Here is a 25939-nt window from a genome sequence, read left to right on the forward strand (position 1 = left end):
TGCTCAAATTGATCAAACAATTCAGTCAATAACTCGATTACAATAAATGAAACAAACCAAAACAAGTACCTGATCGGACAGGGAGTGAAGGATATGGAGATAGAAAACAAAGATACAACATTGAAGTTAAAGCAGTCCATATTGGACGTACATATAACAGAGGCTGGATATGAATCCGGTCAATCGACGATACAAAGCATCCGAATCCAGGTGTACCCAGGTGAACTGGTGGGGATTATTGGTCCGAATGGTGCGGGCAAAAGCACAACCATCAAAACGATGCTTGGCTTGCTGGAGCACTCCGAGTATGAGATTGAAATCGGTGGAAAGGGCAGATATGCCTATATCCCTGAGCAACCTGTCTTTTACGAATATATGACTCTATGGGAACATCTTGATCTGGCCGCAGCTGCGTATGAAATGGAGGAAGAGGACTTTGTCGCGAGAGCGGAGGAGTTACTGGTTCGATTTGGCATGGATCATGTGCGCGACGATCTTCCAGCCAGTTTCTCCAAAGGCATGCGTCAGAAAATGATGCTGATGATCGGATTTCTAGCCTCACCTGATGTCTATATTGTAGACGAGCCGTTTATAGGACTGGATCCGCGTGCAACCAAGGATTTTCTGCAGCTGCTCGATGATGAACGTCGGCGCGGGGCGGGTGTGTTAATGTCCACGCATGTGCTCGATACGGCGGAACGAATCTGTGACCGATTTATATTGATTGCTGCCGGCAGATCCGCCGCTGAAGGGACACTGGACGAGATCCGTGCTGTGGCCGAACTCCCCGATGCATCCTTATTCGACTGTTTTGATATATTGACATCCTGATCGGAGAGGAGAGAGAACATGGGGAATGCCGATAGATATACGCCACTTGGTTTATATAGACGCAGGAGCAGAGAACATTTTAACGAGCAGTTAAAGAATTTGAAGCTGGCGGTCGACTGGACAGTATGGGTGTATCTGCTCGTTCCAGGCCTGCTGTATCTGATCGGGTGGTATTCGAGTTTATGGACCAAATCGCTGCCAACATGGGCGACTGGACTATCTCTGCCTATGCTGACAGGTCTAATTGACATCGTTATGCTTTCAGGCGGTGTTCTGATCTTTGTGGAGGAAGCGGATGTACTGTTTTTAAAATCGAGACCGATATGGATGCGAACCCTAATGAGGCAGGGGATTATCCGGGCTTGTTTGCAGCATCAGGGCAAAATGATTGTGATTACGGCCTTGATCGCCCCCCTGTTGTCACGTGTTTACGGTATGTCGCTCACCGATATGGTGCTCATTGGGCTCTGGTTCGGCGTGGTTGCTTCATTACAAGCTATGGCGCTTCATATGATCAAGGTTCGATATACCGGATGGAGACGCTGGATTCAATTAACCTCTGCCGCAATTGCTATGGGGCTGTTTACAATTCATGCAACGACCTGGATGCATGGGGGAATCTGGAGACAGCTTGCGGGAATCTTTGCCGCAATCCTTCTTCTTGTAACTTTGGCTCAGATGAGGTTAATAATGAAAGGGACATTTGAGGGGGATGTACGAGAGGATTTACGTGGCAGATTGAAACTTACAGCACTTATGTTAAGTCGGTCTGTTTCCAAGCCAAAGGCGCCTCGAACACGAACGGTGATTTTCCGAAAACGGCGCAGGCTGCTGCGTAATCGTTCCATCTCCAATCGGACGGCCGAAACAGCTTTCAAGGCTTTCTTTCGAGATTCATCCACGATGAAATTGTATTTGCAGCTCGGTAGTCTCTCCACGGTAGCAGTCATGCTACCCCCTTTTCCCGTCAATGTTATTGTTTGCGGCTTATTGATCGTAATGCTGACCTTGCTGTTCTTCCGTGCATGGGATATTTTTGCGACTTCGGAATATGTTCAGCTCGTATCCTATGACCCGACAGCTTTGCACCGTGCAGGATTGACGATGGTTCGGATGCTGTTTATCCCGCTGGGTATCCTTATGGGTTTTGCATTGGGAGTATCCTGGCTCGGCTGGCTGGCTGGTGTTATTGTTGCGGGAGCGGTCGTGGCTTTTGGACTCTTTTGCCTTACCGTGGGGGGATGGATTCGTTTGACCCGTTCAGCCTGAAGTATTTCCTTTCAGGAGTAATCGCATATCGTTTCTCATAACTGACCATGCTATAGAAGATAGATCTCATGGATAAGAAAGCCAGGGATCAGTTGTAGCGAGGAGGAAGAGAACGAATGATGGATGATAGTGAATTGCAGGTACATTTTTCAGACGCTTCAGCATTGCTTGCTGCCGAAGACACGCTGAAGGAGCTCGGATATAAGCCGTATCAATCCGGACCGCTGGAACTCTACATTCCGACCGATCGCCAGGATACACAGTCGGCGGTGGAGATCGTACAGTCACACGGAGGAAGCGCCGTATTCCTGTCCGAAACAGACGGGGTGGATCAATTCCAGGATATATCCATTCCGGCTCATATTGTGAATGAGGACTGGCAGGAAGGTTATGCGAACGGAAACCAGGGCGGTGGGCTCCAACAAGGATTGCATAATCGGGATGACGACCCTACATTTGATGATTCAGTCGATGGATTTTCCGGCAGTGTCAAAGCATAATCAAAAAAAAGAAAACCTCGAGTTCCACATCACGTGGATTCGAGGTTTTTTGCTGATTATGGTCTGGTGCGGACGCTATACACTGGCATTTTTGTACTCAGCAGCGTGCATGCCAGCCGTGTATCCGGTAGAGAATGCAGCCGTAATGTTATATCCTCCCGTGTAACCATGAATGTCCAGAACCTCGCCGCAAAAGAATAGACCTGGCAGCAGCTTGGATTCCATTGTTTTTGGGTATATTTCCTTTAAGTGCACACCTCCACCAGTGACGAAGGCTTCTTTGAGAGAACGCGTTCCATCCACGCGGAAGGTAAAAGCCTTCATTAGTCCGCACAGCGTACTGAGCATGCCTTTGGGAAAATGGTGGAACGTCAGGTCCTCGCTAATCTCGGCACGTTCCATCAATAAGGGAATCATGCGTTCAGGCACCCATGTTTTCAAAATATTCTTAACCGCCTTGCGTGACTCCTGTTCCAGGACCTGCTGAACCTGTGTTTCCAGTGCAGCTGGAGACAGGTCAGGAAACAGATCAATACTCATCATGACCTGCGGGTTGCCTGATTTCATCTGTACCTTGCGAATGAACTGACTGCAGCGCAGCGCTATGGGCCCGGATACACCGAAATGCGTGAAGATCATGTCGCCACGATGCGAAATCACGGTTTTGCCTTTGGCGTCCAGTACAGATAACCCCACATCCCGCAAAGACAACCCCTGTAGTTCTCTGGATTGGATCCAGCTTTCACCGGAAACAATGGGCACCTCCGTCGGGTACAGTTCCGTAATCGTATGTCCGGCTGATTCAGCCCAAGGATAACCATCCCCGGTCGAGCCGGTTTGAGGTACGGATTTGCCTCCGGTAGCTATAATGACCGCATGCGCCATAACGGTTTTCCCCGAAGCGAGTTTAACACCCTGAACGTGCTGCCCATTATGAATAAGCTGTTTCACGGGCTCTTTGGTACGAATCTCCACACCCAGGGAAACCACCTTGCCTACCAGTGCATCAACCACCGTTTTGGCTTTATCAGTAACAGGGAACATTCTTCCGTTATCTTCTTCTTTCAGGGCAATTCCCAGGTTTTCGAAAAAACGCATGATGCCCTGATTGTCCAGATTTTGAAAGGAGCTATATAAGAAACGCCCATTACCGGGAATATGCCTAATCAATTCATCCGTTTCTTTGGCATTGGTCACATTGCAGCGACCACCACCGGAAATCCCAAGTTTGCGGCCAAGTTGATCTCCCTTATCCAGCAGAAGCACAGAGGCTCCATGCTCGGCAGCAGCAACACAGGCCATCAATCCTGCGGAACCGCCACCAATTACAATGACATCATACATATTTTATTACCCTCTTTTTTTATTGATTTTGTTTGTTTAATTATTCTACATCCAACCCTGACGAATGGGACTTAATAATCCATATATAGATACCTAGGATAGTGCTTCTCTATATATTGTACATAAAATCGAAATATGCAGGATTATGGCCTAAATGGTACATATTTTTGACCATTTATGATGAATCAACTGTTCTATTATGCGGTCTCAAGGGATATATTGTAATATACTGTCGCCTATGTTTTAATCAGAAATACATGAGGGAATGTGCGGGCGAGGAGGGAGATGGCATGGTGGTTGCATTGAAGGACATTCTTTTACAGGTACTGCTTGCAGGTTCTGCGGTATTCCTGATTCCCTTATTTTATCTGGGGCTCAGTAGACAGGCAGCTGCCAAGGTTGAACGTAATGGCGTAATGCTCACCAGCCTTGCATTGACCAGTGCAGCGAGCATGCTGCTTTGTTTGCTGTTTGTCCATTATGCAAGTCCTGTGGATGTTCCCATATCCTTGGGGATTGTACCGCTTACGCTTGTCATACTGTACTGCAGGCCCGTCATAGGCCTTACGCTTACCCTTCTCCATGTGCTATTCTATTTTCTCTTAGCGCACCCCTACAACATGTACGAATTTCTCCTTCAAACGGGCATTCTTCTCTATCCTATTGTATGGTTGTCGGCCAGTCGATTCAAGCATTATACGCGTTCACGCAAAACGAGAGTCATCATCTCACTGATTGCAGCGGAACTGATGGTTTCCGGTCTGCTATGCATCCCCTTATGGAATGATGGTACTGCACTCTCCTTATTTCAATGGCTTACGATCACAATGGGATACACATTCGGTGCCATCCTTGCGGGCAGTTTTAGTATGCTCTGGATTGAGCATATACATCATCATCAGGGGCTTGAACAACATCTGTCCGAAGTCCACCACAGATACATATCCGAGACGGAAAAACTTCATCAGATCCTGAACGCAGTTCCGCTATCCATTGCTACGGTGGACCCTGAAGGGACAGTGCAGTTTGTTAATGATACGATGGAACAAACGGCAAGAAATCAATTGCCTTGTACGACCACTTCCAATCTGATCGGTCTTCCTGCCAGCCAGTTTGTCGAACAAGGTCAGGCAGACAAGCTGGAGAACAGTATCCGCAGGGCTATTGTCGACGGGGAAATCAACGGCATGACCGTACGCTACGGCTCCTATGTGTTTCAATCGCGGACCGTGCCGATCTACTCGCTTTCACTCGACCAGACAAGAGAGGTTACGGGAGCGATGCTGATTATTCAGGATATTACTGAGCTGGAAATGCTGCGAAGCGAACTGGACAATGTGGATCGTCTTAGTCTGGTGGGGCAAATGGCCGCTAGCATAACCCACGAAGTGCGAAATCCGATGGCCGTTGTACGTGGATTTCTTCAATTGATGCAAGAGAAGAGTCCGCAGTCGCTGGATCACTATTATCGCATCGTACTGGAGGAGCTTGACCGTGCAAACAGTATCATCAATGATTTTCTCTCACTCGCCCAGAACCGAATCTCAGAGAAAGAGGAGTCCCAGCTGCATGACATTATCCATGAACTGAGTCCCTTGTTATGGGCCGATGCGAATCTGCGTGGACAGAGCATTGAGCTCATGCTGGACCATAATGTGCCGAAGCTGCACCTGAATTCGAAAGAAATCAAGCAGGTGGTGCTCAATCTGGCTCGCAACGGTATGGAAGCCATGACGGAGAAAGGTGTGCTCACGCTCGAAACGCGGATGGTGGATGATAAGGTAGAGCTGTGTGTGCATGATACAGGGTTAGGCATACCTCGCTTGAAGCAGGAGAAGCTGTTCGAACCTTTTTATACGACCAAGGCCAAGGGAACCGGGCTGGGCTTATCCATGTGTCGCAGCATTGTGGAACGGCACAACGGAACCATTACGGTAGAGTCACAAGAAGGTGAGGGAACAACCTTCAAGGTTTCGTTTCCGCGATAAGCGTTCAGCATATTTTGCCAGGGTACAAGACATACTATTATGAAAGAAGCCTTGCCGCATGCGGTGTCTCATCCTTGCTTTCATTGCTTGGGGATGTATAATAGGGATAGCACATCATCAAAATCCGCGTTTGGTATGCCGGTAGAGATGATGAATGCGGATTACCTATGTCTTTACATTTTCCCCGGAATAATAGAACAACCATTCATAAGGAGTGAAACAAATGTCGATGTCATTTGATCAATACATGAAAGATATGGTTCAACCGATGCGGGATGAGCTGACTCGTCTGGGTATTCAGGAATTGCGTACCCCTGAGGAAGTTGAGGCAAGTCTGCCAGATGCAAAAGGTACAGCACTAGTCGTCATTAACTCAGTGTGCGGATGCGCAGCAGGGCAATGTCGTCCAGGTGTATCCCAAGCACTTCAGCACGATATTACACCGGATCACCTGTACACGGTATTTGCCGGACAGGACAAAGAAGCTACAGCAAAAGCGCGTGAGTATTTTGCACCGTATCCTCCATCTTCACCTTCCATCGCTCTGATGAAAGACGGTGAACTCGTTCACTTTATCGAGCGTCACCAAGTGGAAGATCGTTCTGCGGAGGAAATCGCGGCTGAGCTCACCAGTGCGTTTGACCGTTACTGCCGTTAAGCAGCTCAAAGAGCGCCCCGCCCTTCGGATGACCGATGCCGGGGCGTTTCATTTTGAAAAAATAAGGTTATTGAACCATTCGGACCTTTCAAGCTGGACATCAAATTTCATTATTATTAGAAACGGGGTGTGTTGAACGATGAGTTTGCAACAACAGATCATCGCTGAGTTGAAAGTTAAGCCAAGCATTAATGAAGAAGAGGAAGTCCGCAAACGCGTTGACTTTCTGAAATCGTATGTGAAAAACTCCGGCACTAAGGGACTGCTCATTGCCATCAGTGGCGGAATTGATAGTGCGGTAGCTGCAGCGCTGTGCAAAAAGGCAACAGACGAGCTTACGGCCGAGAATAACCAGGAATACAAAACACTGGGTGTGTTCCAGCCATACGGTGAACAATCCGATATTGATCACAGCTATGCGGTAGCAAAAGCGTTCGACCTGAAACATGTGGTGGAAACCAACATTGAAGATGCGGTTAACGAGATCGCACTGGAAGTGGAACAGGGTTTCAAATCGATGGGCAGCCCCCGTCATATGACTCCGCAGGGTAAAGGGAACGTCAAAGCAAGAACACGCATGGTGATGCAATATGCGCTTTCTTTTGAAGAAAACCTCTTGGTAGTGGGCACGGATCATGCATCTGAAGCAATCACTGGCTTTTATACGAAGTGGGGCGATGGAGCCGTTGACATTACACCGCTCAGCAGCCTGAACAAACGTCAGGTTCGTCAGCTTGCTTCTTATTTAGGTGTGCCACAGGAGATTTTGGACAAAGCACCATCGGCAGGATTATGGGAAGGCCAAACAGATGAGAAGGAACTGGGCATCTCCTATGACGATAACAGTGACTATCTGGAAGGCAAGCAAATTAACCCTGCTGCACAGGAACGTCTTGAAGGATTCTATACACGCACTCACCACAAACGTAATGCCATCCCAGGCATCTAAAATGTGGTTGCTAAATTTACATGATGAATGGTTAAGTATGTGAACGAAAAAGAGTCACTGCGTCAGGCAGCGACTCTTTTTGCTGTATTATAAACGTAATTCATACACTATGTGCTCCGGATTCTTATTTTAACATAAATGGTAATGTCGGCGAGTACTCGCTTCTGGATGCACCTCCTGCTACAATAGAATACGTGTTCGGATTAGCAGCGGATCATAGAAACAATTAAAGATTCAATACAGCATAAAAGATTAAGCGGGTGAATCGTTAATGATATATGGAATTGGAAACGATGTGCTGGAGATTGGACGTATGCACAAGCTGCTGTCCGGTCGTCACGCCGAAGCGTTTATGAACCGAATTTTGACTCCGGCAGAGCGGAAACTGGCAGCTGAACGCGGGAAAAGGATAACTGAATTTGTGTCTGGCCGGTTTGCAGCAAAAGAAGCCGTATCCAAGGCGTTTGGCTGCGGCATCGGTAGTGTTATGAGTTTTACGGACATTGAAGTGCTGCCTGACGAAAAGGGCCGTCCGGTTGCCACGTTGTCAAGCCAGGCATGGGAACGGCTTCAGTTGCCGTATGACCAACAGTATGACATTCATCTCAGCATTACACATCAGACAGAGCTTGCAGCGGCGTTTGCAATTGTGGAGAAGACGGACAAGTAGACCGGAAGACGGTAATATCATGAATAGGTAGGTAACAGGAGAGGACGGAAATATGGGTTTAATGGAACAAAAGCAACATTTCAGTGTGAATTTGCTGGATTGGTACATGATTAATAGACGGGACTTGCCGTGGCGTCGTCATAATAATCCCTATTTTACGTGGGTATCGGAAATTATGCTTCAGCAGACTCGGGTGGATACAGTTATACCGTACTTCAACCGTTTTATCGCCAATTTCCCGACAGTGCAGGCATTGGCAGAAGCGCCGGAAGAGGATGTATTGAAAAACTGGGAGGGCCTTGGCTATTATTCCCGTGCACGCAATCTTCAGGCGGCTGCCCGTCAGGTAATGGAGCTGCATGGGGGAGAAATGCCGCAGGACAAACAGGCGGTATTTGCTTTAAAAGGGGTGGGCCCGTATACAGCCGGGGCCATTCTCAGCATTGCCTTTAACCAGCCGCAGCCTGCGGTAGATGGCAATGTCATGCGGGTGCTGTCCCGATACTTCCTCATTGATGAGGACATTATGAAGGGCAGCACCCGGGTGCTGATGGAAGAGCTCGCAGGAGAGCTCATTCCGGAAGGGCGGGCGCGTGATTTCAATCAGGCGCTGATGGAACTTGGTGCGCTGGTATGCACGCCGAAAGCGCCGCACTGCCTGACTTGCCCGGTCATGGAGCAATGTTCCGGCCGCATCGCCGGACGGGAGCTTACGCTGCCGGTCAAGACCAAGGCGAAGCCGCCGCGCCCTGAGCAGCGGCTGGTCGCCCTGGTGGAGGGCCGCGGTGCCCATCGCGGCCAAGTGCTTGTGAGGCAGCGCCCAGCGACGGGCTTGTTAGCCCGCATGTGGGAGCTGCCGCATGTGCTGGCTGCGCCCGCCGCAGCCGGCAAGGCGGCGGGGCCGCTGGCCGATGAGCCGGCCATGGCATTGCTGGCCGGCAGTCTGTGGGCGGAGGGCTTCGCCGCCCGCCCGGAGGGGCTGGCTACCCATGCGGAGCATGTGTTCAGCCACATTGTATGGAACCTGCAGGTGTACAAGTGCACCGAGCAGGACCAGGGCAGTGACGAGCTTCCGCTGATCGCTGCGGAAGCCAGAGCCGCCTACGAAGTACAGGCGGCAACCAAGGAGATGTCTTCCGTGCTTGATGCTGCTTGTTCAGCATCGGGTCTGGAGGGGGAAATGCTTCCGGAAGCTGTAGATGCATCCATTAACTCTGTCCTGACTCAGACAGGCAAGGGGGACGGGCTCATCTATCGCTGGATCGGGCCCAAGGATATGGAGAAGCTGGCATTTCCTAATGTCTTTCTGAAGCTGCTCAGCAGTTATTTTGCTGGCGCCTATGATGAAGTGAGTGAATGATTCCTTAACTTAACTTAACTTAACTTGACTTGCCTTGCCTCAATTGCAACAAGAAACATATAGATCGTGAACTATAAACTCAACCACAAGGCAAAAGAAAGAGCCTGATTCAGTCGCATTGACTGAATCAGGCTCTTCTTATAGGCAGGCAGTCTTATTTCGCTGCAGCGTAACGTTTGTTTACTTCATCCCAGTTGATTACATTCCAGAAAGCGCCAATGTAGTCAGGGCGTTTGTTTTGATATTTCAGGTAGTAAGCGTGCTCCCATACGTCCAGACCCAGAACCGGAGTCAGACCTTCGAAGAGCGGGCTGTCTTGGTTAGGTGTGCTGGTGATGGACAGTTTGCCGTCTTTACCAACAACGAGCCAAGCCCAACCGGAACCGAAACGAGTTGTAGCTGCTTTTGCAAAGTCTTCTTTGAATTTGTCAAAGCCGCCCAGTTCGCTGTCAATTGCAGCTGCGATCTCGCCAGTAGGAGCGCCGCCACCGTTAGGTCCGATGATTTCCCAGAACAGGCTGTGGTTAGCATGTCCACCACCATTGTTGCGAACCGCTGTGCGGATGCTTTCTGGTACGCTGTCGAGGTTAGCAATCAGATCTTCCAAGCTTTTTTCTTGCAGTTCAGGAGCGCTTTCCAGAGCTGCGTTAAGGTTAGTTACATAAGTATTGTGATGGCGATCGTGGTGGATTTCCATCGTTTGTGCATCGATATGTGGTTCCAGAGCGTCGTTAGCGTAAGGAAGTGCCGGTAATTGAAAAGCCATAGTGAAAATACCTCCTGAGATTTTGAATTTTTAAGTCAGCATTTTGCATAATTCGTTTCAAACCGCTCCCGGGTACAAGAGGTAGACGAATAGAATCATTTCGATCTATATCTTGCTGATTGGAAGTCGCTCATTTAGATTTATGCAAATTGCCCAGGTACATATGTAATAATACCCTTGCCACTAATATTAAACCGCATTCGGGCTAATTAAGCAACATTTTTGTTTATTAAGTCCCCTGAGGCGTTGATCAAATGCATGACTCGGGATAACAAACATATTTTACCCATTATGAATATATTTATGTGGTTTTCAGTGAATTAATAGGCAAAAAGATTAATATTCGGATGTAAACGGTTACAATTAAGCGCTTTCAAAAGAAAATGCGTGTTTTATGGCGGAAAGTATGGTTTAATTGACGGAGAAGCGGTATTTTCTCGTTTTTTGTCATTATTCGAACATTGGGTTTTTGGTAAAAAGGGGTTCCCCTTTTTGTAAAACCTCATCTAAGCTAACGAAAAGGGAGATTTAAGACATGCACGTTCGTTCCTTTCAGTTGAGTGATGCAAGCCAGATGACGGAGCTTCTCCAGGTTGCACTATCGGAAGAGTGTTATGAGAACACGATGGGCCCGTTTGCCCGTCAATTGTCATGGGATTCTGACCTGATTATGGTTGCGGAAGAAGAGGGAGACCTCGTCGGCGCCTTAATCGGTACGATAGATCACAACCAGGGATGCATCTACCGTATTGCGGTCCATCCAGACTATCGTCGCCGTGGAGTCGGTAAAACACTTGTCGAGGCCATGGAGCAGCGTTTCCAGCAACGGAAAGTCAGCCAAATATGGGTCGCGGGTGATGAGCACAACAAAGCAGCCATGCCTCTGTATGAAGCTATGGGTTACGGTGCCAATAAGATATTAAGTGCTTTTCAGAAGCTTAGTATTTTGTCCAAAGCTTAGGTTTGAATGATTAAAAAAAGAAATAAAACAGATTTTCATTTTATATTAGGCATATCCCTTCAACGTAACCACGTGGGGATATGCCTTTCTATTTGTATGATGGCACTCTGCCAATTATGACTCAGGTATTGGTGTTCATAACCAATTGTTTCACTCTCGCAAATAAGATAGACTTAAAGGGAGTATTTTCGACTTATTTGGAACAAAATTGATAAACGAGGTGTCCCTTTTGAACTCCAATATACCTACTACAGAGCATATGAATGCCGAAGACCGCAGCGATAAGACAGGGTCTGGACAGCCGGGCAAGTCATGGGCAGCAGAGCTGTGGGACTGGGTGAAGACCATCGTTATTGCTTTTGTGATTATGATGCTGCTCAACCTGTTTGTGTTTAATCTGTCGATGGTCAAGGGTCAGTCTATGCAGCCGACACTGGTCGAGCGTGACCGTTTGTTTGTGAACAAGATTGTATATGACTTTGGAAAACCATCCCGGTTTGATGTCATTGTACTGCGGGACCCCAGTGAGGGTGTGGAGAAAAAGGATTTTTTGGTCAAACGAATTGTTGGACTTCCGGGGGATACGGTTGAAGTGCGTGATCACCATTTATACGTGAACGGAGAACAGCAGGCAGAGACGTATACGGATACTGAGGTGCAGGACCCTGATTTTGGACCGATCACGCTTGAGGATGATCATTATTTTGTGATGGGGGATAACCGTCATGAAGGCAAAAGCAAGGACAGTCGTGTATTTGGGAGCATCACGTCCAGTGAGATTGTTGGCAGAGCCGAGTTTATTTTCTGGCCATTTTCCGAAATCAAGAAACTGTAAAATGTTGGGGTGAGGAAACTTTGGACTGCATTTTGCGTCAAATATAATGCCCCTTATCCATTTAAATGCGGTATACGCGGATCGTATATCGATATAAACGCCTGTCCTCCCGAGTGAGGCGGGCGTTCACTGTTTAGTAAATAAGAGTGGAGAAGAAGAGAGGGAAGAGAACATGACGAGCGTACAGACCGGGGCGGCCCAGGCTGGTTCTGTGTGGGAACAGTTGAAACAGGAGATCAAGGCAGCTGCCCCCGGACTGGGCATTGATGATGTCGGTTTTGCTTCAGCAGAGCCCTTTGTATCATTAAAATCACTGCTGGAGCAGCATCGGGCTAACGGTTATGAGTCTGGATTCGAAGAGCCGGATATTGAGAAAAGGGTGCGTCCTGCTTTGAAGGAAGGTGAGCCGGCTTCACTCATTGCGATAGCCGTGGCATATCCATCGAAGATGGTCAATCCACCGAAGTCGGAGCCTGGCGCATATCGTGGCATTTTGGCCCGTTCGGCATGGGGCCGGGATTATCACCATGTGCTGCGCGAAGCGATGGACAAGCTGGTGAACTTTATACGTGAACGGGTACCGGAGGCCATGATTGAGAGCATGGTGGATACAGGGGCACTAGTTGACCGTGCAGTCTCCCAGCGAGCGGGCATTGGTTTCAGCGCCAAAAACTGCTCCATCATTTCACCCAAGTTTGGGTCATGGATCTATCTTGGTGAACTGGTGACCAACATTCCCTTCCAGCCGGATACACCGGTGACGGAAGATTGCGGGGAATGTACGAAATGCATCGATGCCTGTCCGACTGGAGCGTTGGTGGGTCCGGGGCAATTGAATGCACAGCGGTGTATTTCTTTTGTAACCCAGACGAAAGGGTTCGTGGATGAAGAGTTTATGTTAAAAATAGGCAACCGTCTGTACGGTTGTGATACATGTCAGATCGTCTGTCCGAAGAATCGGGGCAAAAACTGGGATCACCATCCCGATCTGCAGCCCGATCCGGAGATTGTGAAGCCGCTGCTGCTGCCATTGCTGGATATCGGCAACCGGGAGTTCAAGGAACGATTCGGTCAGAGCTCCGCCGCCTGGCGGGGCAAGAAGCCGATTCAACGCAACGCAGTCATCGCACTGGGCAATTTCAAAGACAAAAGCGCTGTGCCGAAGCTGACGGAGGTACTGAAGCGTGATCCGCGTCCTGAGCTGCGGGGAACCGCAGCCTGGGCGCTGAGCAGAATTGGAGGAGAAGACGCAATGAGAGCAATTGGGGAAGCTGCCGCTAACGAACAAGATGGGAACGTGCTAAGCATGCTGCAGAAGGCCAAGGAGCGACTCCGTTCGTCCGGGTCCTTACCCGATAAGCCCCAAGCTGGGCTAGTAAGTGACAAGCAGCAAGAAGAACAGAAGAATGAACCGGCTGATACGGATTCCAATCCGTCCGGGCAACCGGAGAAACAGGAGGCCGCTGCGTGGAAGCCTTCAGCCGTAACCGGACTTCATGGCACGCCAGTATATTATGATGAAGTGCTGACACCGATTGGTACACTTACCCTGTGTGCTACGGATAAAGGCCTGTGTCATATTGATTTTGGAGCATTCCATGTGCGTGAGGCTCACCTGCAGCAATGGGCCCGAACCTGGATTGGCGAGTATCGGTATGAGAAAAATGAAGAGAAGCTGAGCGAAGCTGCGAAGCAGCTGCAGCAGTATTTTGCCGGAGAACGAAAATCCTTCGAATTACAGCTGGATTTGCTTGGAACGCCGTTCCAGCTACAAGTCTGGCAAGTCCTGTCCGATATATCTTATGGAGAGGCCTCATCACACCAGCAGGTTGCGGAAACGATCGGAAGGCCCAAAGCTGTTCGCGCAGTTCTGGATGCCATTAGCAAAAATCCGATTCCGATTATTATTCCCTGTCACCGCATCAGCGGCAAAGACGGAACCCTGGTAGGTTATGTAGGCGGTCTGCAAACCAAGGAGCAATTGCTCGCATTGGAGCAGCAATCGTAAGAGCGGGGGACGTTCATGAAGTATGTAAACGTGGAAAGTGTGGAGGCGGGTGAGTGTCTGGGCAAAACCGTGTATTCAGGCAATGGAACAGTCTTGTTGTCTGCGGGAGTCCAGCTCACCGTATTTATGGTTAATACGTTGAAGCGTATTGGCGTAACCATGCTGTACATCCAGGATGAAACGTATAAAGATGTGGAGACAGAAGACATTCTGGATGAAGCCACGAAGCGGGCCATTATCAACGAAATGAGCGTGACGCTGGAAGCGGTACGTTCCGGGAAGGACTGGAGCCCGAAAAAGGTTACCCTTAGCATAGACAAGCTGCTGAGCGATGTTTTAAACGGGCGGGAACTGCTTGTCCAACTGACGGATATTCGAACCAAGGATAACGCCCAGTATGTACATGCCATGAATGTATGCTTGCTGTCCTCTGTCATAGGGCTGAATTTGGGTTTGAACTACAATCAGCTGAAGGATCTGGCGGTGGGTGCACTGCTTCATGATATCGGCAAAGTTGGAGAGCCTCCGGGCAGTGTATCTGCAGCCAATGCTTCTCTTCACCATACGTGGCGGGGGTTTGAAGTGATTAAGTCCAAACGGGAATTCAGTCTTTTGGTGGCGCATACCGCCCTTCAGCATCACGAGCATGTGGACGGCACAGGTCTGCCAAGAGGTATTATGGGCAAGGACATTCATTTATTTGCCAAAATTGTTGCCGCCGCCAATATATATGACAATCTGATCAACGGCTCATCCGGACGAAGCATGCTGCCGCATGAGGCTTGTGAAGAGATGATGGCGATGTCCGGTACGAAGCTGGATCGGGAAATTCTGATTGAATTCAACCGGAGCGTGTCCGTGTATCCGAATGGAACAGCCGTGCGGCTGTCCACCAAAGAGACAGGCGTAATTGTTCGGCAGCATCGGGGATTACCGGGCAGGCCTGTCATTCGGGTTGCCCGCGGCAGTACGCGTTATGATCTGGATGTTATTGAAGTGGATCTTGCCAAGGAAACAACCGTTTTCATCGAGACTGTAATGAGCTAGGTGTCCATGGATCTTCCTGAAAGGCATAATCCATGTTGAGCTAAAATTTTGTCAACACCAATTTAACTATTAGCTGGAAAATCCGTTTGCTCCATTCGTGCGGAAATGCTATGATAATTTTCAGGAAATCCGGTCCGTGACACGTGTACAACCAGGCAAGTGAACATCAGGTGCTGACACGGATTATTAGGCTTTTTAGATTGCATACAGAGGTGTCTAAGAGATGGCAATAGCAATACCGATTATTACATTGATTGTAGGTCTGGTCGGGGGATTCTTCATCGGGGTGTACTACTTGCGTAAACAGCTCGAGAAAATGCAAAGTGATCCCGATATGCTTCAGAAAATGGCGAAGCAAATGGGTTATAACCTGAATGGCAAGCAAATGCAGCGCGCCCAGCAGATGATGAAGAACCAGCAGCCTGGCGCGAAGATGCCTCAGCCGGGGCAACATCCTGCGCGTAAAAACTCGGGCCGCCGAAAATAATAGTTGTAAGCAAGCAATTTGCATAATCGAATTATGCATAATGCTGTGGTGTAGAATGCTTACACCAAGGGGTTCGAAAGGAGGCGTTCGGCAGTGGCTGGCGTTAAAGATTATTTGAATTCAAAAGTATCCGACAATCGGGAGAAGATCGAGTACCATGTAGAACAGATCCTCAAGCTAATCGGAGAAGATAGTACGCGGGAAGGGCTGCTTGAGACGCCTGCACGCGTAACCCGGATGTATGAAGAGATTTTTGGCGGGTATGAAGTGGACCCGCGCGATGTACTCGGTGTGACGTTTGACGAGAATCATGAAGAACTAGTCATTGTGAAGGACATTGTCTATTACAGCCAGTGTGAACATCACATGGCACCTTTCTTCGGCAAAGTACACATTGGGTATGTACCCAGTGGGAAGATTGTCGGTTTGAGCAAAATGGCCCGTTTGGTGGAGGCAGTTACCCGTCGCCTCCAGGTACAGGAGCGTATTACTTCACAGATTGCCGACATTTTGAACGAGGCCGTTGAACCGCATGGCGTCATGGTTGTCGTGGAAGGTGAGCACTTGTGCATGTGTTCCCGCGGCGTGAAGAAGCCTGGCAGCAAAACGGTAACATCCGCGGTCCGTGGCTCTTTCCGGGACAATACGGCACAGCGTGCCGAGTTTCTGTCACTGGTTAAGGACTAAGATTCAAACTGGACAAGCGATGTCCAATCATTGAAAATGGTTTACGAATAAGCCGTGTTCCCTGGGAACCGGCTTATTTATATGAGTTTGCTACATATTCAATGAGTTGAAACGAATCTTGCAGTATGCTGATATAGTAAATGTAATTAAATATATATGGCAGAAGAGAAGTACATACGCATGACAACGATGGTTTGATCTCATCCTGTTTCAGATTCGTTTAGTCGGAGGCTATCTTATATGAGTGTACCGTTCAATTCAGAACAACCTGGACAGTCGGGAGCAGTGCAACCGATTCATTCCGATCCGTCATTTGGGCTGCATCGTTTACAGATCTGGGAAACGCCATTATTGCGGCACGGAAGCAGTGTGCTTGAAGCATTTGCATGGGAAGAGGTGATGTGCCGCCGTGTGGGCGAAGGCCATTTGCCGGTAGCTCATATTTGGCGCCATCCGGACGCCTTTGTAGTGGGTCTGCGGGATCGCCGGCTGCCAGAGGCCGTGGAGGCGATGGAACGCATGAGAAGGCGGGGAACAGCTGTCTGTGTTCGTCCCTCCGGTGGTGCTGCTGTTCCTCTTCATCCTGGCGTGGTTAACGTTTCTTTGATTTTGCCTAATCCGGGTCGGGCTATCAATATTCACGATGATTTTCGCGAGATGGCCTCGCTTATTGCCGAGTCGTTAACGCCATGGTCGAGTAAGGCACAGACCGGAGAGATCGAGGGCGCATTCTGCCCGGGAGATTATGATGTCAGTGTCTGCGGACTTAAATTTTGCGGTATTGCCCAGCGCAGGCAGGCGAAGGCTTATATCATTACGGCCTTTATCATTGTGGAAGGACACGGAGATGAACTGGCAGCGGATGTGCGCAAGTTCTACCAGGATGCTGCAGGCGATTTGAAAGAAGGTTATCCCGATGTTCGGCCGGGTGCGATGGCTAGTCTGCAGGAGCTGGCAGGCGTACCTTCTGCCGCGACTTATACCGCTTCCCTGGTTCGTACACTTCGGAATAGGTATCCTCTGGCGGAGACCGGCCGCGTGTTGTCCGTGGACCGTGAGACAGTAAGGCAGACGGCAGAACAGATGAAGCTCCGCTACGATTAGTATCGTGCGAGAAGACTTGGAATTGGTTAATAGAGATGATATGATGTGATTTCGGAAGGAGAGTGCCAAGATGGAAACATTAAGATATACATTCGAATATGAGGTTGTATCTTCTGGCGAAAAGTCTGAATTCAGCCAAATGGCAACAAGCAAGGAAGAGGCTGCAGCGCTGATCGTTGCACGGATTGCCGACCTGGAGTTCACAGGCGAAGAAGATATCAAGCTGGGCGATCTGATCGCCATCAGCAAACAGGTTGGGGACAACTATGTTGCATGCGAGGGCTGTGCTTCCTAGTAGAGCGCGTCAGTAACCTTTCCAAATACAAGCAAGTCTTCTTGAGTAGAGAGGCTTGCTTTTTTTGTGCAGATCAAAGAGATATCTGGCCGTCTTCCGGCTGGAGATATCTCTTTTTTCATCTTTCCAGGCTCGATTTAGTAGGGCGGCCATAACAGCTTGCGCGCCGTTTCGTAACGCTCGGCCACAGCAGGCCAGTAGACCACATTCCACCAGTCCTCAATATATTTTTTGCGCTCATTCTGATGTTTCAGATAGTAAGCATGCTCCCACACATCGAGCGGCAGGAGTGGCACAATGTCGGACTGAGACAGGTTCTGATGCTTCTCCGCCTGTAAGATCTCCAAACGATGTGCCCGCGGGCTCCAGACAAGCAAGGCCCAGCCACCGCCCTCCACTTTGTTGGCGGCTTCGGTGAATTGATTTTTGAACGCCTCGTAACTGCCGAAATCCCGTTTGATCTGTTCCGCTAGCATACCTGAAGGTTTGCCGCCGCCCCTAGGATTCATGATCGTCCAAAAGATGGTATGAAGGTAATGACCTGCACCGTTGAAGGCGAGTTCGCGTTCCCAATGTTTGACGAGTTCAAAGTTATTCTTTTTCCGCGATTCTGCCAGTTTCTTCTCGGCCACATTAAGTCCGTCCACATAGGATTGATGGTGCTTGTCATGATGAATGCGCATCGTCATCTCGTCAATATGCGGCTCGAGTGCATTATATGCATAGGGAAGAGGCGGCAGGGTGTGTCCTCCAATGGGGACAGGCTTCTCTTTCACAGGAGGGGCAGATGGTAAAGTCATGCTCTCTGTGGTACCGGAAGAAGGCGATTGAACAGGGACGGCTGAAGACTGCACCTGTGATGCAGGCGACGAGGGATTGGTTTTACCGGCTGCGGAAGCCGGCTCTTCCGCTGTTTCTTCCTCGGAGCGTCCTGTCCATTGAAGATGCTTTTCCAGCGAGAAGGTCTCATCATTTGCCGCATCCCGAATGACACCTGGCTGATTCAACGTATCCAGCACGCCGAGGAAATACTCCGATTCGCGGATAAAGTGCAGAATGACCGCCTTGGCAATCGGCACAGCCTGCACAGCAGCACTTTGTTCGAGCAGCACATACAACTGTCTGATGAACTCCCGCGATTGGGAACGTGCAGAGGCCACAAGCTGTTCCACACAGCGGATCATATAAGGGGCAGGTGGGTGGGTTCCGGGCAAAAGCTGTTTCAACAGCTGATTGGCCACTTTCTCACTATTTTCAAAAGTCGCCGCCCATTCCTCAAGCAGCTTTACATAAGAGGGCTCAAGTTCGGGAACCAGTGCCCGAATGACGAGCGTATGCTCTTTCTCCTGCTCTTTCCAGAATCGGATCTCCTCCAGAATACGCAGAGGCAGCAAGGGTCCATATTTAGACCAATTCATATACGGTGGACCTCCATTCAAGTGAAATTTTAGATATCAGCCCATCAAGGGAATGCCAAGATCAAACCATTTATAATCGTCCCAAAAGTATATTCTTCAGCCATGTTGTCCTATGTGTACACAAAAAAAAGAGCCCCGCAGGGGCTCTTAAATTACCGGAAGGTAACTATTCTCCGGTATTGGTATTCTCCACATCATCGCTGCTTGTCTTCGTCACATGACTCAGGAACGTAGAGACACGGCGAATGTACTCCTTCGGATGTTCCCGGAAGATCAACTCATGATGCGCATCCTGCACAATCCATTCTTCCGAGTAGGTGTTGGTTTGGTTGGCAGCGAGGAGCTCCGCGATTGGATAGGGAGCCTTCTCATCTTCCGTACCGTGAATGAAGAAGATCGGGAAGGGATAGTCTTTCTTTTTGACTTCCTGATACGGGATTTGCTGCAATCCGGTGCCGTTCAGAACCGGGAATAACAGATTCATGATCTGCAGGGTCGGCTGGCGCGGCAGATCGATCTGGTTATGGATGTTGTGATACAGCGTATCCGGCTCCAGCAGGAAGGTGCTGTCGAGAATCATGGCATCCACGTTCTCCGTCAACAGACCAGTCTGTAATGCGGTACCTGCGCCCATGGAGAAGCCCCAGACGACAAGCTCCTGAGCACCGCGCTGCTTGGCAAACTGAATCGCACCAAGCAATTGCTGGGACTCGGCTTTGCCGCCCGTGGCGACCGCCTTGTTCACCTGTGAGGCGAATCCGTAATCAAACATCACTACATTGAAACCGAGCTGGTGGGCGTAATGAGCCAGGTCATACATCGGTACCCAGGTTTCCTCCCGGTTGGCACCATATCCGTGACTGAAGATAATGGTTTTGTTGACTTCGGTGTCTGCGGGAATGTACCAGCCCTGCATCGTCCGGCTGCCGTCTGCTGCCGGGAACGTGATGTCTTCGTACTTCATATTCTTGGCCTGCATCGGGTTGGAGAATACAGGGGCTACGGTTGGATTGGATAAGACCCAGGCGATATAGCCGTGTAGTGCAATAAAACAAAAGAGCAGAAAAAATACAACGGAGAGCAGCAACGCTACGATAATATGTTTGAACCGGATCAGCCTCGGTGATAACGAAGAGGGCAGATCGGACACTTTCGTTTGCAGCGGGGCTTCGCTCTGGGATGTCGGAAACATGATTGCCCCTCCTTATTAAGATCAATTGAAGATAACAACGAGTTCAGATCGGGTAAAATGTCTTTTTATCCTTACAAGCATGTGCAGCAAAATCTTGTCTTTATATATCTTTATCGTATGTTTCCCTATAGTTAAAGTCAATTGATTGGAGGCATTTGTTACGCAATTGTTATATAGTTCGAAAGATATATGGGTAACATTTCCTGATGGTGCAAATTGCAGGGGATTTAGGCTTATAAAAAGAAAATATTTACACCTTATCCGGTTGTGATTTGGCGCTTTTTGGTTTACAGATGAGATTGTTTCTCATATAATTTATGTAACCAAGTTTCATGTGATGAAACATGAGGAGGGCATTATGCCATGGAAGACCGCAAATTAACCGTCCGTGCTGTGGAACGGGCGCTGGATATATTATTGTGTTTTACCACCCGCAGTGATCTGGGACTCACGGAAATTGCCAGCCAGATTGGTTTGCACAAAAGTACAGTTCACCGTCTGATGGCTACGCTGGAGGAGAAGGGGTTCGTCATTCGCGATGCTGAGACAGAGAAATACCGACTCGGTATTCGGATCTGGGAACTGTCTGCTCATATGTCCCGTAGTGATGACCCGGCCATATTGCTGCTTCCTGCGATGGAGCGGCTCAGAGATCGTCTGGGAGAGACAGTCAGTCTGTATCTTCGGGATGGCAGTGAACGGATACGGATTCAGGCCGTCCAGAGTGATCAGGCGATCCGCCGTGTGGCTCCTGTCGGCGTGCGGCTCCCCTTATCTGTAGGAGCATCCAGCAAGGTGCTAATGGCATTCGCGACGGAGGAGGACCGGGAGGAATTGATGAATGGGCCGGAATGGCCGGTATTTATCGATCCTGAGGTTTATCTGGCCCAGATGGGAGATATCCGGGAGAATGGATATGCGACCAGCTATGAGGAACGGGAGCCTGGAGCGGCTGCAGTATCTGTGCCGATTATGGACCGTAAGGGAAATATCGCAGCTGCACTTTCGGTATCTGGACCCGTTAGCCGTCTGTCCCAGGAAACTTTGCATGAATATGCACCTGTGCTGAAGGAAGCGGCTGCCCAGATGGGCCTCATGTTGTCCTGATTTTGAATACAGTGGAAGATAAAGGGTTGTTTTTCTGACGGGCTTGCGCTAGTCTGTAATGGACGGCCCGGTGGGCTGGAATGAATTGAATATGGAACTGCGGTTGCATTACCGCAACTTGTTAACGTTACTGGGGGAGTCCGAATTGTCCGGACTGAGACGGAATCGCATGAGATTCTGGACCCTTTGCACCTGATCTGGATCATACCAGCGTAGGGAAGTAATCGGCGATATACCCACGAACACCTGCATAATACAGCCTTTGGCATGTCTCCCCTTTAGGGAGCTTGGCATCCGGTTGGTTGCGGGTGATGGACATGAGCCGGTTCCCTCGGGAACCGGCTTTTTTATATACAGTAAACAGGCGAACGTCCGCTGCAGAGGAGGAGTACATCTCCTGATGTGCGGGCCTGCGAGAGTGGGGTTTAGCCCAATCATTCTATAACCTGTCAGCTTAATCTGCTGTAATGTCCTCTTTTCCATAGTGTGGTCGCTCTTTCTTACCTATGCATGGATGATTGGGCTGGGTGCGCAAGCAAACAAACGGACTAACCAATCCATGGGACCACCAATGAGGAGGAAAAGGTAGCGATGAGTACGGACAACAGAACAACGGAACAGAAACATTCAGAGCATATGTTGGAAAAGGAAACAGGGGCGGCCCGACGGGTTCAGCCGTTTCCCGGCAGCCGCAAAGTGTACATTCAGGGCTCACGTCCGGACATTGCTGTACCGGAGCGTGAAATTGCCCTTCATGACACGAATACTCCCCAAGGGGTGGAGCATAACGAGCCGCTGCGTGTCTACGATACGAGCGGCCCCATGACCGATCCCGGATTCCATGCGGATATCCGGGCAGGTCTGCCAGCTCTGCGTACACGCTGGATTATAGAGCGGAGTGACGTTGAGGCATACCAGGGACGCACCGTCAAACCGGAGGATAACGGTTTGAAACCTGGAGGGAAGAGAGCCGGAGCTGAAGAGTACCCGGGCTTGCGCGGCAAACCGCTGCGTGCACAATCCGGACGATGTGTCACCCAGATGCACTATGCGAGAAAGGGCATCATTACACCGGAGATGGAATTTGCAGCCATTCGTGAGGGTGTCGAACCGGAATTTGTGCGGCAGGAGCTTGCGAGCGGCAGAGCCATTTTGCCGTCAAATATTAATCATCCCGAGAGTGAGCCGATGCTGATCGGGCGCCATTTTCACGTAAAGATCAACGCGAATATCGGCAATTCGGCCGTTTCTTCTTCGATCGAAGAAGAGGTGGAGAAGATGACCTGGGCGGTGCGCTGGGGATCGGACACGGTGATGGATCTCTCTACGGGCAAGGACATTCATACCACCCGGGAATGGATCATCCGCAATTCGCCTGTACCGATTGGAACAGTGCCGCTCTATCAGGCGCTGGAGAAGGTGAATGGCGAAGCCGAGGCCCTGACCTGGGAACTTTATCGTGACACGCTTATTGAGCAGGCAGAGCAGGGAGTGGATTACTTTACGATCCACGCAGGCGTGCTGCTGCGTTATATCCCGATGACGGCCAAACGGATGACGGGGATTGTTTCCAGGGGCGGCTCCATTATGGCGGCATGGTGCCTTGCACATCATCAGGAGAATTTTTTGTACACCCATTTTGAAGAAATCTGTGAAATCATGAAAAGGTATGATGTGGCCTTCTCTCTCGGAGATGGACTCCGCCCAGGCAGCATTTATGATGCCAATGACGAAGCTCAGATGGCTGAACTTGCTACGCTCGGTGAACTGACGCAGATCGCGTGGAAGCATGATGTGCAGGTGATGATTGAAGGGCCGGGACATGTGCCGATGCACAAGATTAAGGAGAATGTCGACCTCCAGATGGAGATCTGCAAGGAGGCGCCGTTCTATACACTCGGACCGCTGACGACAGATATCGCACCGGGCTATGACCATATTACCTCAGCCATTGGGGCGGCGATGATCGGCTGGTTCGGAACGTCCATGCTCTGCTATGTGACGCCCAAGGAACATCTGGGTTTGCCGAACAAGGATGATGTGCGGGAGGGCGTTATTGCCTATAAGATCGCAGCCCATGCAGCCGATCTGGCAAAAGGCCATCCACGTGCCCAGCGCCGGGATGACGCGCTGTCGAAGGCACGCTTTGAGTTCCGCTGGCGGGACCAGTTCAACCTGTCACTGGACCCGGAGCGTGCGCTGTCCTACCATGATGAGACGCTGCCAGCTGAAGGGGCCAAGGAAGCCCATTTCTGTTCCATGTGTGGTCCGAAGTTTTGCAGCATGCGCATCACCCAGGATATTCGTGCCTTTGCCGCAGACAAAGGGCTGTCCGAGAATGAGGCTGTGGCGGCTGGAATGCAGGAGAAGGCTGAGGAATACCGAACCCGATCCTAGGCGACGTTACAGCGCAATCTGGGCGGTCTAGAATGTATAAAAGCCGTTCTCTCCGCTATTGGGGGAAGAACGGCTTTTAGTTATGGAACCAGTTTGCTTCGCTGAAGAAGTAGATAGAGGGTCAAAATACTGGATATTTCTATCCGTTATAGGTTGATTGTCTCACAGATGTTTAATAAAATGAGTATAAGTAAAGACAAATAAGAGTAGCCAGGCCAATGGCTACTCCTGCACAGCATTTGCGGCAGGTATTCCTCCGAGTGCAGCTTAGCTCAGATGAAGTGACCCGTCAGGCCTGTCAACCTGTGGCGGGTCACTTCTTTTTCCGGTCGATGTATGTCAGGAGCGCAATAATTAACATTGCGAACACGATTACGTCGTTGAAAGAGAAGTTCATAGGATCACCTCCCACTGGAGGCAAGCCTATTCCCCACCACAAATTGGCTGTACATATGGATTATACCATTCGAAAGACTCTCATTCGAGAGTCTTTTTATCATGAAATAAAAGTACTTCACAGCTGAAGCTCTACATGTCAAAACTAACGATGAACGATGTTCAGGTGCTGCTCCAAATACGTTGCAAGCGATGCCAGGGGACTGTAAATCTCCGTACCTGCATTTGCTGTTGCGCGAGCTGCTGCGGGAGCCATGGACAACTGAGCGGCAACTACCGTTTTGACTGGCGACTGAGCAGCCAGTTGCTGCAAGCCGGTACTCACTGCCTCAAGATAGCCTTCCTTATCGCCCCGCATGATCAACTCAAATGTACCGGGAATTAACACGGCCTCTATTCTTGATGTATCCGCAACGTTTTCCTGCCTGTTTACTTCACCTTGCTGCAGTGCTTTATTCACCCGCGTCATCGTTCCTTCAACGGTTGCCGGGTTGGTAAAAGCAAGGATGTATTCTTGGGAAGTCTGCTGCAGCTTCTGCAACAGTGGATCATCGATGCCGATGACGGGTATGGAAACATGCTGTGCTGCCTGCGCCAGTTCCGCAGCAAATAGGGTACAAGTGACCAGGATGGCATCTGCATGACATTGGGCAATCCATTGTAACGTCTGGGATACCTTCTCTTGCGTGACAGCTTCAGAGAAGTCGGCATCATGTTTGCGGCGATCCAGACCCGGATCGACATAATGCACAAGTTCTACTTCATAGGGAGCGAGCGCTTCTTCAATCAGTGCGATGTTGGAATAGTGAGCGTGAAAACAGCCGATCGTGATCATGGTGACATCCCCTTTATCAATGCTTTTAACCTGTGAGTGCAACAGATATTTAACCCATTATAAAAATGCAATTGGAAACTGTACAGAAGTTTATGCCAAACGCCAATAACCGTCTCCCCGCCAAACGGCGGAAGGACGGTTCTATAATCAGGTTCGAATATGATCAGATGTACATTTTAGCGCATGGAAGGCGATACATTCTTTTGCGCCATTTTTTGCTGCAAAATCTCATGAAAGGATAGACCTTGAGTGTTCTCATTCTCCTTTTTGGGAGCAGTGGTCGCCGTGTTGCGCGGATATTGGTGGTGGTACGGGATCATTTGCTGAATAGGCATGCGGATCATCTTGGTTCCTCCTTTGGTGCATGTTCGAATATGCACTCATTATTGTTTTCTTATTTAAGGTTATGTATTTCGGATAGGCCCAGTTCCCCGTGCACAAATAGGTATATGTGACTTGTTAGACGAAATCGGGAAGTTATGACGTAATTCCAATTGGATTGTAGTGATTTTACCCCGTATTGAGAAGATGTAAACGGTTTGAGGTAAATTCAGGAGTAAAGAACCGTATATGAGTGGTCTGATATGGGAGGATGGAATCGGTTGTTAAGTGAATAGTCCCAGTTTCAGGAATGTCAATTGTGCCCTCAAATAAGACAAATTGTCTGGGAGAGTAGGTATCATTGAAGCTAACTAACTTGGTACCATAGTCGGTTGTCTTGGGTGCAAAGGGGAATGTTTTACACGTTTTCACACGTGAGACAAGGAAGATACACCAAATAAGCCGCCCGGAAAACCGGACGGCTTATTGCTCATCAAACAGGAAGAGAAATGAT

General features: G+C 49.4%; 24 protein-coding genes and 1 riboswitch. Of the genes, 18 read left to right on the top strand and 6 right to left on the bottom strand.

Translation table 11 applies throughout. The features are described from left to right. The first annotated feature begins 93 nt into the window (after positions 1 to 93). From AB3N00_RS28250 to AB3N00_RS28260, 3 genes are all read left to right on the top strand, one after another. Entirely contained in the window at positions 94 to 831 is a 738-nt protein-coding gene (locus AB3N00_RS28250) for an ATP-binding cassette domain-containing protein (RefSeq protein ID WP_413037489.1), read from the top strand. An 18-nt stretch (positions 832 to 849) separates the two neighbouring features. Continuing rightward, on the top strand, positions 850 to 2100 hold the full coding sequence (locus AB3N00_RS28255; protein WP_413037490.1) for an ABC transporter permease: 1251 nt from the start codon (positions 850 to 852) through the stop codon (positions 2098 to 2100). 116 nt (positions 2101 to 2216) lie between these two features. Then, the gene (locus tag AB3N00_RS28260) at positions 2217 to 2600 is read left to right on the top strand and encodes a hypothetical protein (RefSeq protein ID WP_413037491.1); all 384 of its coding nucleotides are present in this window, start codon (positions 2217 to 2219) and stop codon (positions 2598 to 2600) included. Positions 2601 to 2675: 75 nt separating this feature from the next. Here AB3N00_RS28260 and AB3N00_RS28265 read toward each other — a convergent pair whose 3' ends face one another. Next, positions 2676 to 3944, bottom strand: a complete 1269-nt coding sequence (locus AB3N00_RS28265) for an NAD(P)/FAD-dependent oxidoreductase (protein ID WP_413037492.1) — start codon at positions 3942 to 3944, stop codon at positions 2676 to 2678. A gap of 290 nt (positions 3945 to 4234) precedes the next feature. Here AB3N00_RS28265 and AB3N00_RS28270 point away from each other — a divergent pair, with 290 nt between their 5' ends. The 5 genes from AB3N00_RS28270 to mutY all read left to right on the top strand — a co-directional run bounded on the left by AB3N00_RS28270 (position 4235) and on the right by mutY (position 9569). Beyond that, positions 4235 to 5932 carry a two-component system sensor histidine kinase NtrB gene (locus AB3N00_RS28270; protein WP_413037493.1) on the top strand — a complete coding sequence of 566 codons (1698 nt, stop codon included), beginning with the start codon at positions 4235 to 4237 and terminating at the stop codon, positions 5930 to 5932. A 223-nt stretch (positions 5933 to 6155) separates the two neighbouring features. Continuing rightward, the gene (locus tag AB3N00_RS28275; RefSeq protein WP_347382883.1) at positions 6156 to 6590 is read left to right on the top strand and encodes a BrxA/BrxB family bacilliredoxin; all 435 of its coding nucleotides are present in this window, start codon (positions 6156 to 6158) and stop codon (positions 6588 to 6590) included. 139 nt (positions 6591 to 6729) lie between these two features. Next, the gene (gene nadE, locus AB3N00_RS28280; protein ID WP_413037494.1) at positions 6730 to 7539 is read left to right on the top strand and encodes an ammonia-dependent NAD(+) synthetase; all 810 of its coding nucleotides are present in this window, start codon (positions 6730 to 6732) and stop codon (positions 7537 to 7539) included. Between the two features lie 271 nt (positions 7540 to 7810). Continuing rightward, positions 7811 to 8209 (top strand): holo-ACP synthase, encoded by a 399-nt coding sequence (gene acpS, locus AB3N00_RS28285; RefSeq protein ID WP_413037495.1) that lies wholly within the window; start codon positions 7811 to 7813, stop codon positions 8207 to 8209. A 52-nt stretch (positions 8210 to 8261) separates the two neighbouring features. Continuing rightward, positions 8262 to 9569 (top strand): A/G-specific adenine glycosylase, encoded by a 1308-nt coding sequence (gene mutY, locus AB3N00_RS28290; protein WP_413037496.1) that lies wholly within the window; start codon positions 8262 to 8264, stop codon positions 9567 to 9569. A 154-nt stretch (positions 9570 to 9723) separates the two neighbouring features. On the opposite strand, the gene AB3N00_RS28295 is transcribed toward mutY, so the two are convergent. After that, a complete protein-coding gene (locus AB3N00_RS28295) occupies positions 9724 to 10335 on the bottom strand; it encodes a superoxide dismutase (protein WP_175395438.1) in 612 nt (203 codons plus the stop codon). A gap of 535 nt (positions 10336 to 10870) precedes the next feature. On the opposite strand from AB3N00_RS28295, the gene AB3N00_RS28300 reads away from it, so the two are divergent. The 8 genes from AB3N00_RS28300 to AB3N00_RS28335 all read left to right on the top strand — a co-directional run bounded on the left by AB3N00_RS28300 (position 10871) and on the right by AB3N00_RS28335 (position 17759). After that, positions 10871 to 11296 carry a GNAT family N-acetyltransferase gene (locus tag AB3N00_RS28300; protein WP_095293213.1) on the top strand — a complete coding sequence of 142 codons (426 nt, stop codon included), beginning with the start codon at positions 10871 to 10873 and terminating at the stop codon, positions 11294 to 11296. Between the two features lie 259 nt (positions 11297 to 11555). Further along, positions 11556 to 12131 carry a signal peptidase I gene (lepB, locus tag AB3N00_RS28305; protein ID WP_413037549.1) on the top strand — a complete coding sequence of 192 codons (576 nt, stop codon included), beginning with the start codon at positions 11556 to 11558 and terminating at the stop codon, positions 12129 to 12131. A 172-nt stretch (positions 12132 to 12303) separates the two neighbouring features. Further along, the gene (gene queG / locus AB3N00_RS28310) at positions 12304 to 14139 is read left to right on the top strand and encodes a tRNA epoxyqueuosine(34) reductase QueG (RefSeq protein ID WP_413037497.1); all 1836 of its coding nucleotides are present in this window, start codon (positions 12304 to 12306) and stop codon (positions 14137 to 14139) included. Positions 14140 to 14154: 15 nt separating this feature from the next. Further along, positions 14155 to 15186, top strand: coding sequence for an HD-GYP domain-containing protein (locus AB3N00_RS28315; RefSeq protein WP_413037498.1), 1032 nt, complete (start codon positions 14155 to 14157; stop codon positions 15184 to 15186). A gap of 223 nt (positions 15187 to 15409) precedes the next feature. Further along, positions 15410 to 15673, top strand: a complete 264-nt coding sequence (locus AB3N00_RS28320; RefSeq protein ID WP_024633000.1) for a YneF family protein — start codon at positions 15410 to 15412, stop codon at positions 15671 to 15673. Between the two features lie 93 nt (positions 15674 to 15766). Continuing rightward, complete coding sequence (gene folE, locus AB3N00_RS28325; protein WP_095293209.1) at positions 15767 to 16360, top strand: GTP cyclohydrolase I FolE; 594 nt, start codon at positions 15767 to 15769, stop codon at positions 16358 to 16360. A 240-nt stretch (positions 16361 to 16600) separates the two neighbouring features. Continuing rightward, positions 16601 to 17464 carry a biotin/lipoate A/B protein ligase family protein gene (locus tag AB3N00_RS28330; RefSeq protein WP_413037499.1) on the top strand — a complete coding sequence of 288 codons (864 nt, stop codon included), beginning with the start codon at positions 16601 to 16603 and terminating at the stop codon, positions 17462 to 17464. Positions 17465 to 17534: 70 nt separating this feature from the next. Further along, entirely contained in the window at positions 17535 to 17759 is a 225-nt protein-coding gene (locus tag AB3N00_RS28335) for a hypothetical protein (RefSeq protein ID WP_095293207.1), read from the top strand. A 137-nt stretch (positions 17760 to 17896) separates the two neighbouring features. Here the strand turns inward: AB3N00_RS28335 and AB3N00_RS28340 are convergent, their stop codons facing one another. Next, positions 17897 to 19177, bottom strand: a complete 1281-nt coding sequence (locus AB3N00_RS28340) for a Fe-Mn family superoxide dismutase (protein ID WP_413037500.1) — start codon at positions 19175 to 19177, stop codon at positions 17897 to 17899. Positions 19178 to 19343: 166 nt separating this feature from the next. Then, positions 19344 to 20369, bottom strand: a complete 1026-nt coding sequence (locus AB3N00_RS28345) for an alpha/beta hydrolase (protein ID WP_413037501.1) — start codon at positions 20367 to 20369, stop codon at positions 19344 to 19346. Between the two features lie 363 nt (positions 20370 to 20732). On the opposite strand from AB3N00_RS28345, the gene AB3N00_RS28350 reads away from it, so the two are divergent. Then, on the top strand, positions 20733 to 21476 hold the full coding sequence (locus AB3N00_RS28350; protein ID WP_413037502.1) for an IclR family transcriptional regulator: 744 nt from the start codon (positions 20733 to 20735) through the stop codon (positions 21474 to 21476). Between the two features lie 122 nt (positions 21477 to 21598). Further along, positions 21599 to 21712: riboswitch (TPP riboswitch) on the top strand. A gap of 400 nt (positions 21713 to 22112) precedes the next feature. After that, positions 22113 to 23873 (top strand): phosphomethylpyrimidine synthase ThiC, encoded by a 1761-nt coding sequence (gene thiC / locus AB3N00_RS28355; protein ID WP_413037550.1) that lies wholly within the window; start codon positions 22113 to 22115, stop codon positions 23871 to 23873. A 541-nt stretch (positions 23874 to 24414) separates the two neighbouring features. Here the strand turns inward: thiC and AB3N00_RS28360 are convergent. Next, positions 24415 to 25104: an aspartate/glutamate racemase family protein gene (locus AB3N00_RS28360; RefSeq protein ID WP_413037503.1), complete on the bottom strand. Its 690-nt coding sequence runs from the start codon at positions 25102 to 25104 to the stop codon at positions 24415 to 24417. Between the two features lie 176 nt (positions 25105 to 25280). Continuing rightward, positions 25281 to 25448: a hypothetical protein gene (locus tag AB3N00_RS28365; RefSeq protein WP_176476234.1), complete on the bottom strand. Its 168-nt coding sequence runs from the start codon at positions 25446 to 25448 to the stop codon at positions 25281 to 25283. Positions 25449 to 25939: the final 491 nt, after the last annotated feature.

Origin of the sequence: Paenibacillus xylanilyticus, from assembly GCF_047246825.1 — a bacterium.
GTDB lineage: Bacteria > Bacillota > Bacilli > Paenibacillales > Paenibacillaceae > Paenibacillus > Paenibacillus xylanilyticus_B.

What these genes read in the sequence shown, in the direction of transcription:
- queG (WP_413037497.1), top strand. Translation starts at nt 12,304, where the DNA reads ATGACGAGCGTACAGACCGGGGCGGCCCAGGCTGGTTCTGTGTGGGAA.
- AB3N00_RS28260 (WP_413037491.1), top strand. Translation starts at nt 2,217, where the DNA reads ATGATGGATGATAGTGAATTGCAGGTACATTTTTCAGACGCTTCAGCA.
- nadE (WP_413037494.1), top strand. Translation starts at nt 6,730, where the DNA reads ATGAGTTTGCAACAACAGATCATCGCTGAGTTGAAAGTTAAGCCAAGC.
- AB3N00_RS28295 (WP_175395438.1), bottom strand. Translation starts at nt 10,335, where the DNA reads ATGGCTTTTCAATTACCGGCACTTCCTTACGCTAACGACGCTCTGGAA.
- AB3N00_RS28265 (WP_413037492.1), bottom strand. Translation starts at nt 3,944, where the DNA reads ATGTATGATGTCATTGTAATTGGTGGCGGTTCCGCAGGATTGATGGCC.
- AB3N00_RS28300 (WP_095293213.1), top strand. Translation starts at nt 10,871, where the DNA reads ATGCACGTTCGTTCCTTTCAGTTGAGTGATGCAAGCCAGATGACGGAG.
- thiC (WP_413037550.1), top strand. Translation starts at nt 22,113, where the DNA reads ATGTTGGAAAAGGAAACAGGGGCGGCCCGACGGGTTCAGCCGTTTCCC.
- AB3N00_RS28330 (WP_413037499.1), top strand. Translation starts at nt 16,601, where the DNA reads ATGAGTGTACCGTTCAATTCAGAACAACCTGGACAGTCGGGAGCAGTG.
- mutY (WP_413037496.1), top strand. Translation starts at nt 8,262, where the DNA reads ATGGGTTTAATGGAACAAAAGCAACATTTCAGTGTGAATTTGCTGGAT.
- AB3N00_RS28270 (WP_413037493.1), top strand. Translation starts at nt 4,235, where the DNA reads ATGGTGGTTGCATTGAAGGACATTCTTTTACAGGTACTGCTTGCAGGT.
- AB3N00_RS28320 (WP_024633000.1), top strand. Translation starts at nt 15,410, where the DNA reads ATGGCAATAGCAATACCGATTATTACATTGATTGTAGGTCTGGTCGGG.
- AB3N00_RS28345 (WP_413037501.1), bottom strand. Translation starts at nt 20,369, where the DNA reads ATGTTTCCGACATCCCAGAGCGAAGCCCCGCTGCAAACGAAAGTGTCC.
- AB3N00_RS28350 (WP_413037502.1), top strand. Translation starts at nt 20,733, where the DNA reads ATGGAAGACCGCAAATTAACCGTCCGTGCTGTGGAACGGGCGCTGGAT.
- AB3N00_RS28335 (WP_095293207.1), top strand. Translation starts at nt 17,535, where the DNA reads ATGGAAACATTAAGATATACATTCGAATATGAGGTTGTATCTTCTGGC.
- AB3N00_RS28365 (WP_176476234.1), bottom strand. Translation starts at nt 25,448, where the DNA reads ATGATCCGCATGCCTATTCAGCAAATGATCCCGTACCACCACCAATAT.
- AB3N00_RS28315 (WP_413037498.1), top strand. Translation starts at nt 14,155, where the DNA reads ATGAAGTATGTAAACGTGGAAAGTGTGGAGGCGGGTGAGTGTCTGGGC.
- acpS (WP_413037495.1), top strand. Translation starts at nt 7,811, where the DNA reads ATGATATATGGAATTGGAAACGATGTGCTGGAGATTGGACGTATGCAC.
- AB3N00_RS28340 (WP_413037500.1), bottom strand. Translation starts at nt 19,177, where the DNA reads ATGAATTGGTCTAAATATGGACCCTTGCTGCCTCTGCGTATTCTGGAG.
- lepB (WP_413037549.1), top strand. Translation starts at nt 11,556, where the DNA reads ATGAATGCCGAAGACCGCAGCGATAAGACAGGGTCTGGACAGCCGGGC.
- AB3N00_RS28255 (WP_413037490.1), top strand. Translation starts at nt 850, where the DNA reads ATGGGGAATGCCGATAGATATACGCCACTTGGTTTATATAGACGCAGG.
- AB3N00_RS28360 (WP_413037503.1), bottom strand. Translation starts at nt 25,104, where the DNA reads ATGATCACGATCGGCTGTTTTCACGCTCACTATTCCAACATCGCACTG.
- AB3N00_RS28275 (WP_347382883.1), top strand. Translation starts at nt 6,156, where the DNA reads ATGTCGATGTCATTTGATCAATACATGAAAGATATGGTTCAACCGATG.
- AB3N00_RS28250 (WP_413037489.1), top strand. Translation starts at nt 94, where the DNA reads ATGGAGATAGAAAACAAAGATACAACATTGAAGTTAAAGCAGTCCATA.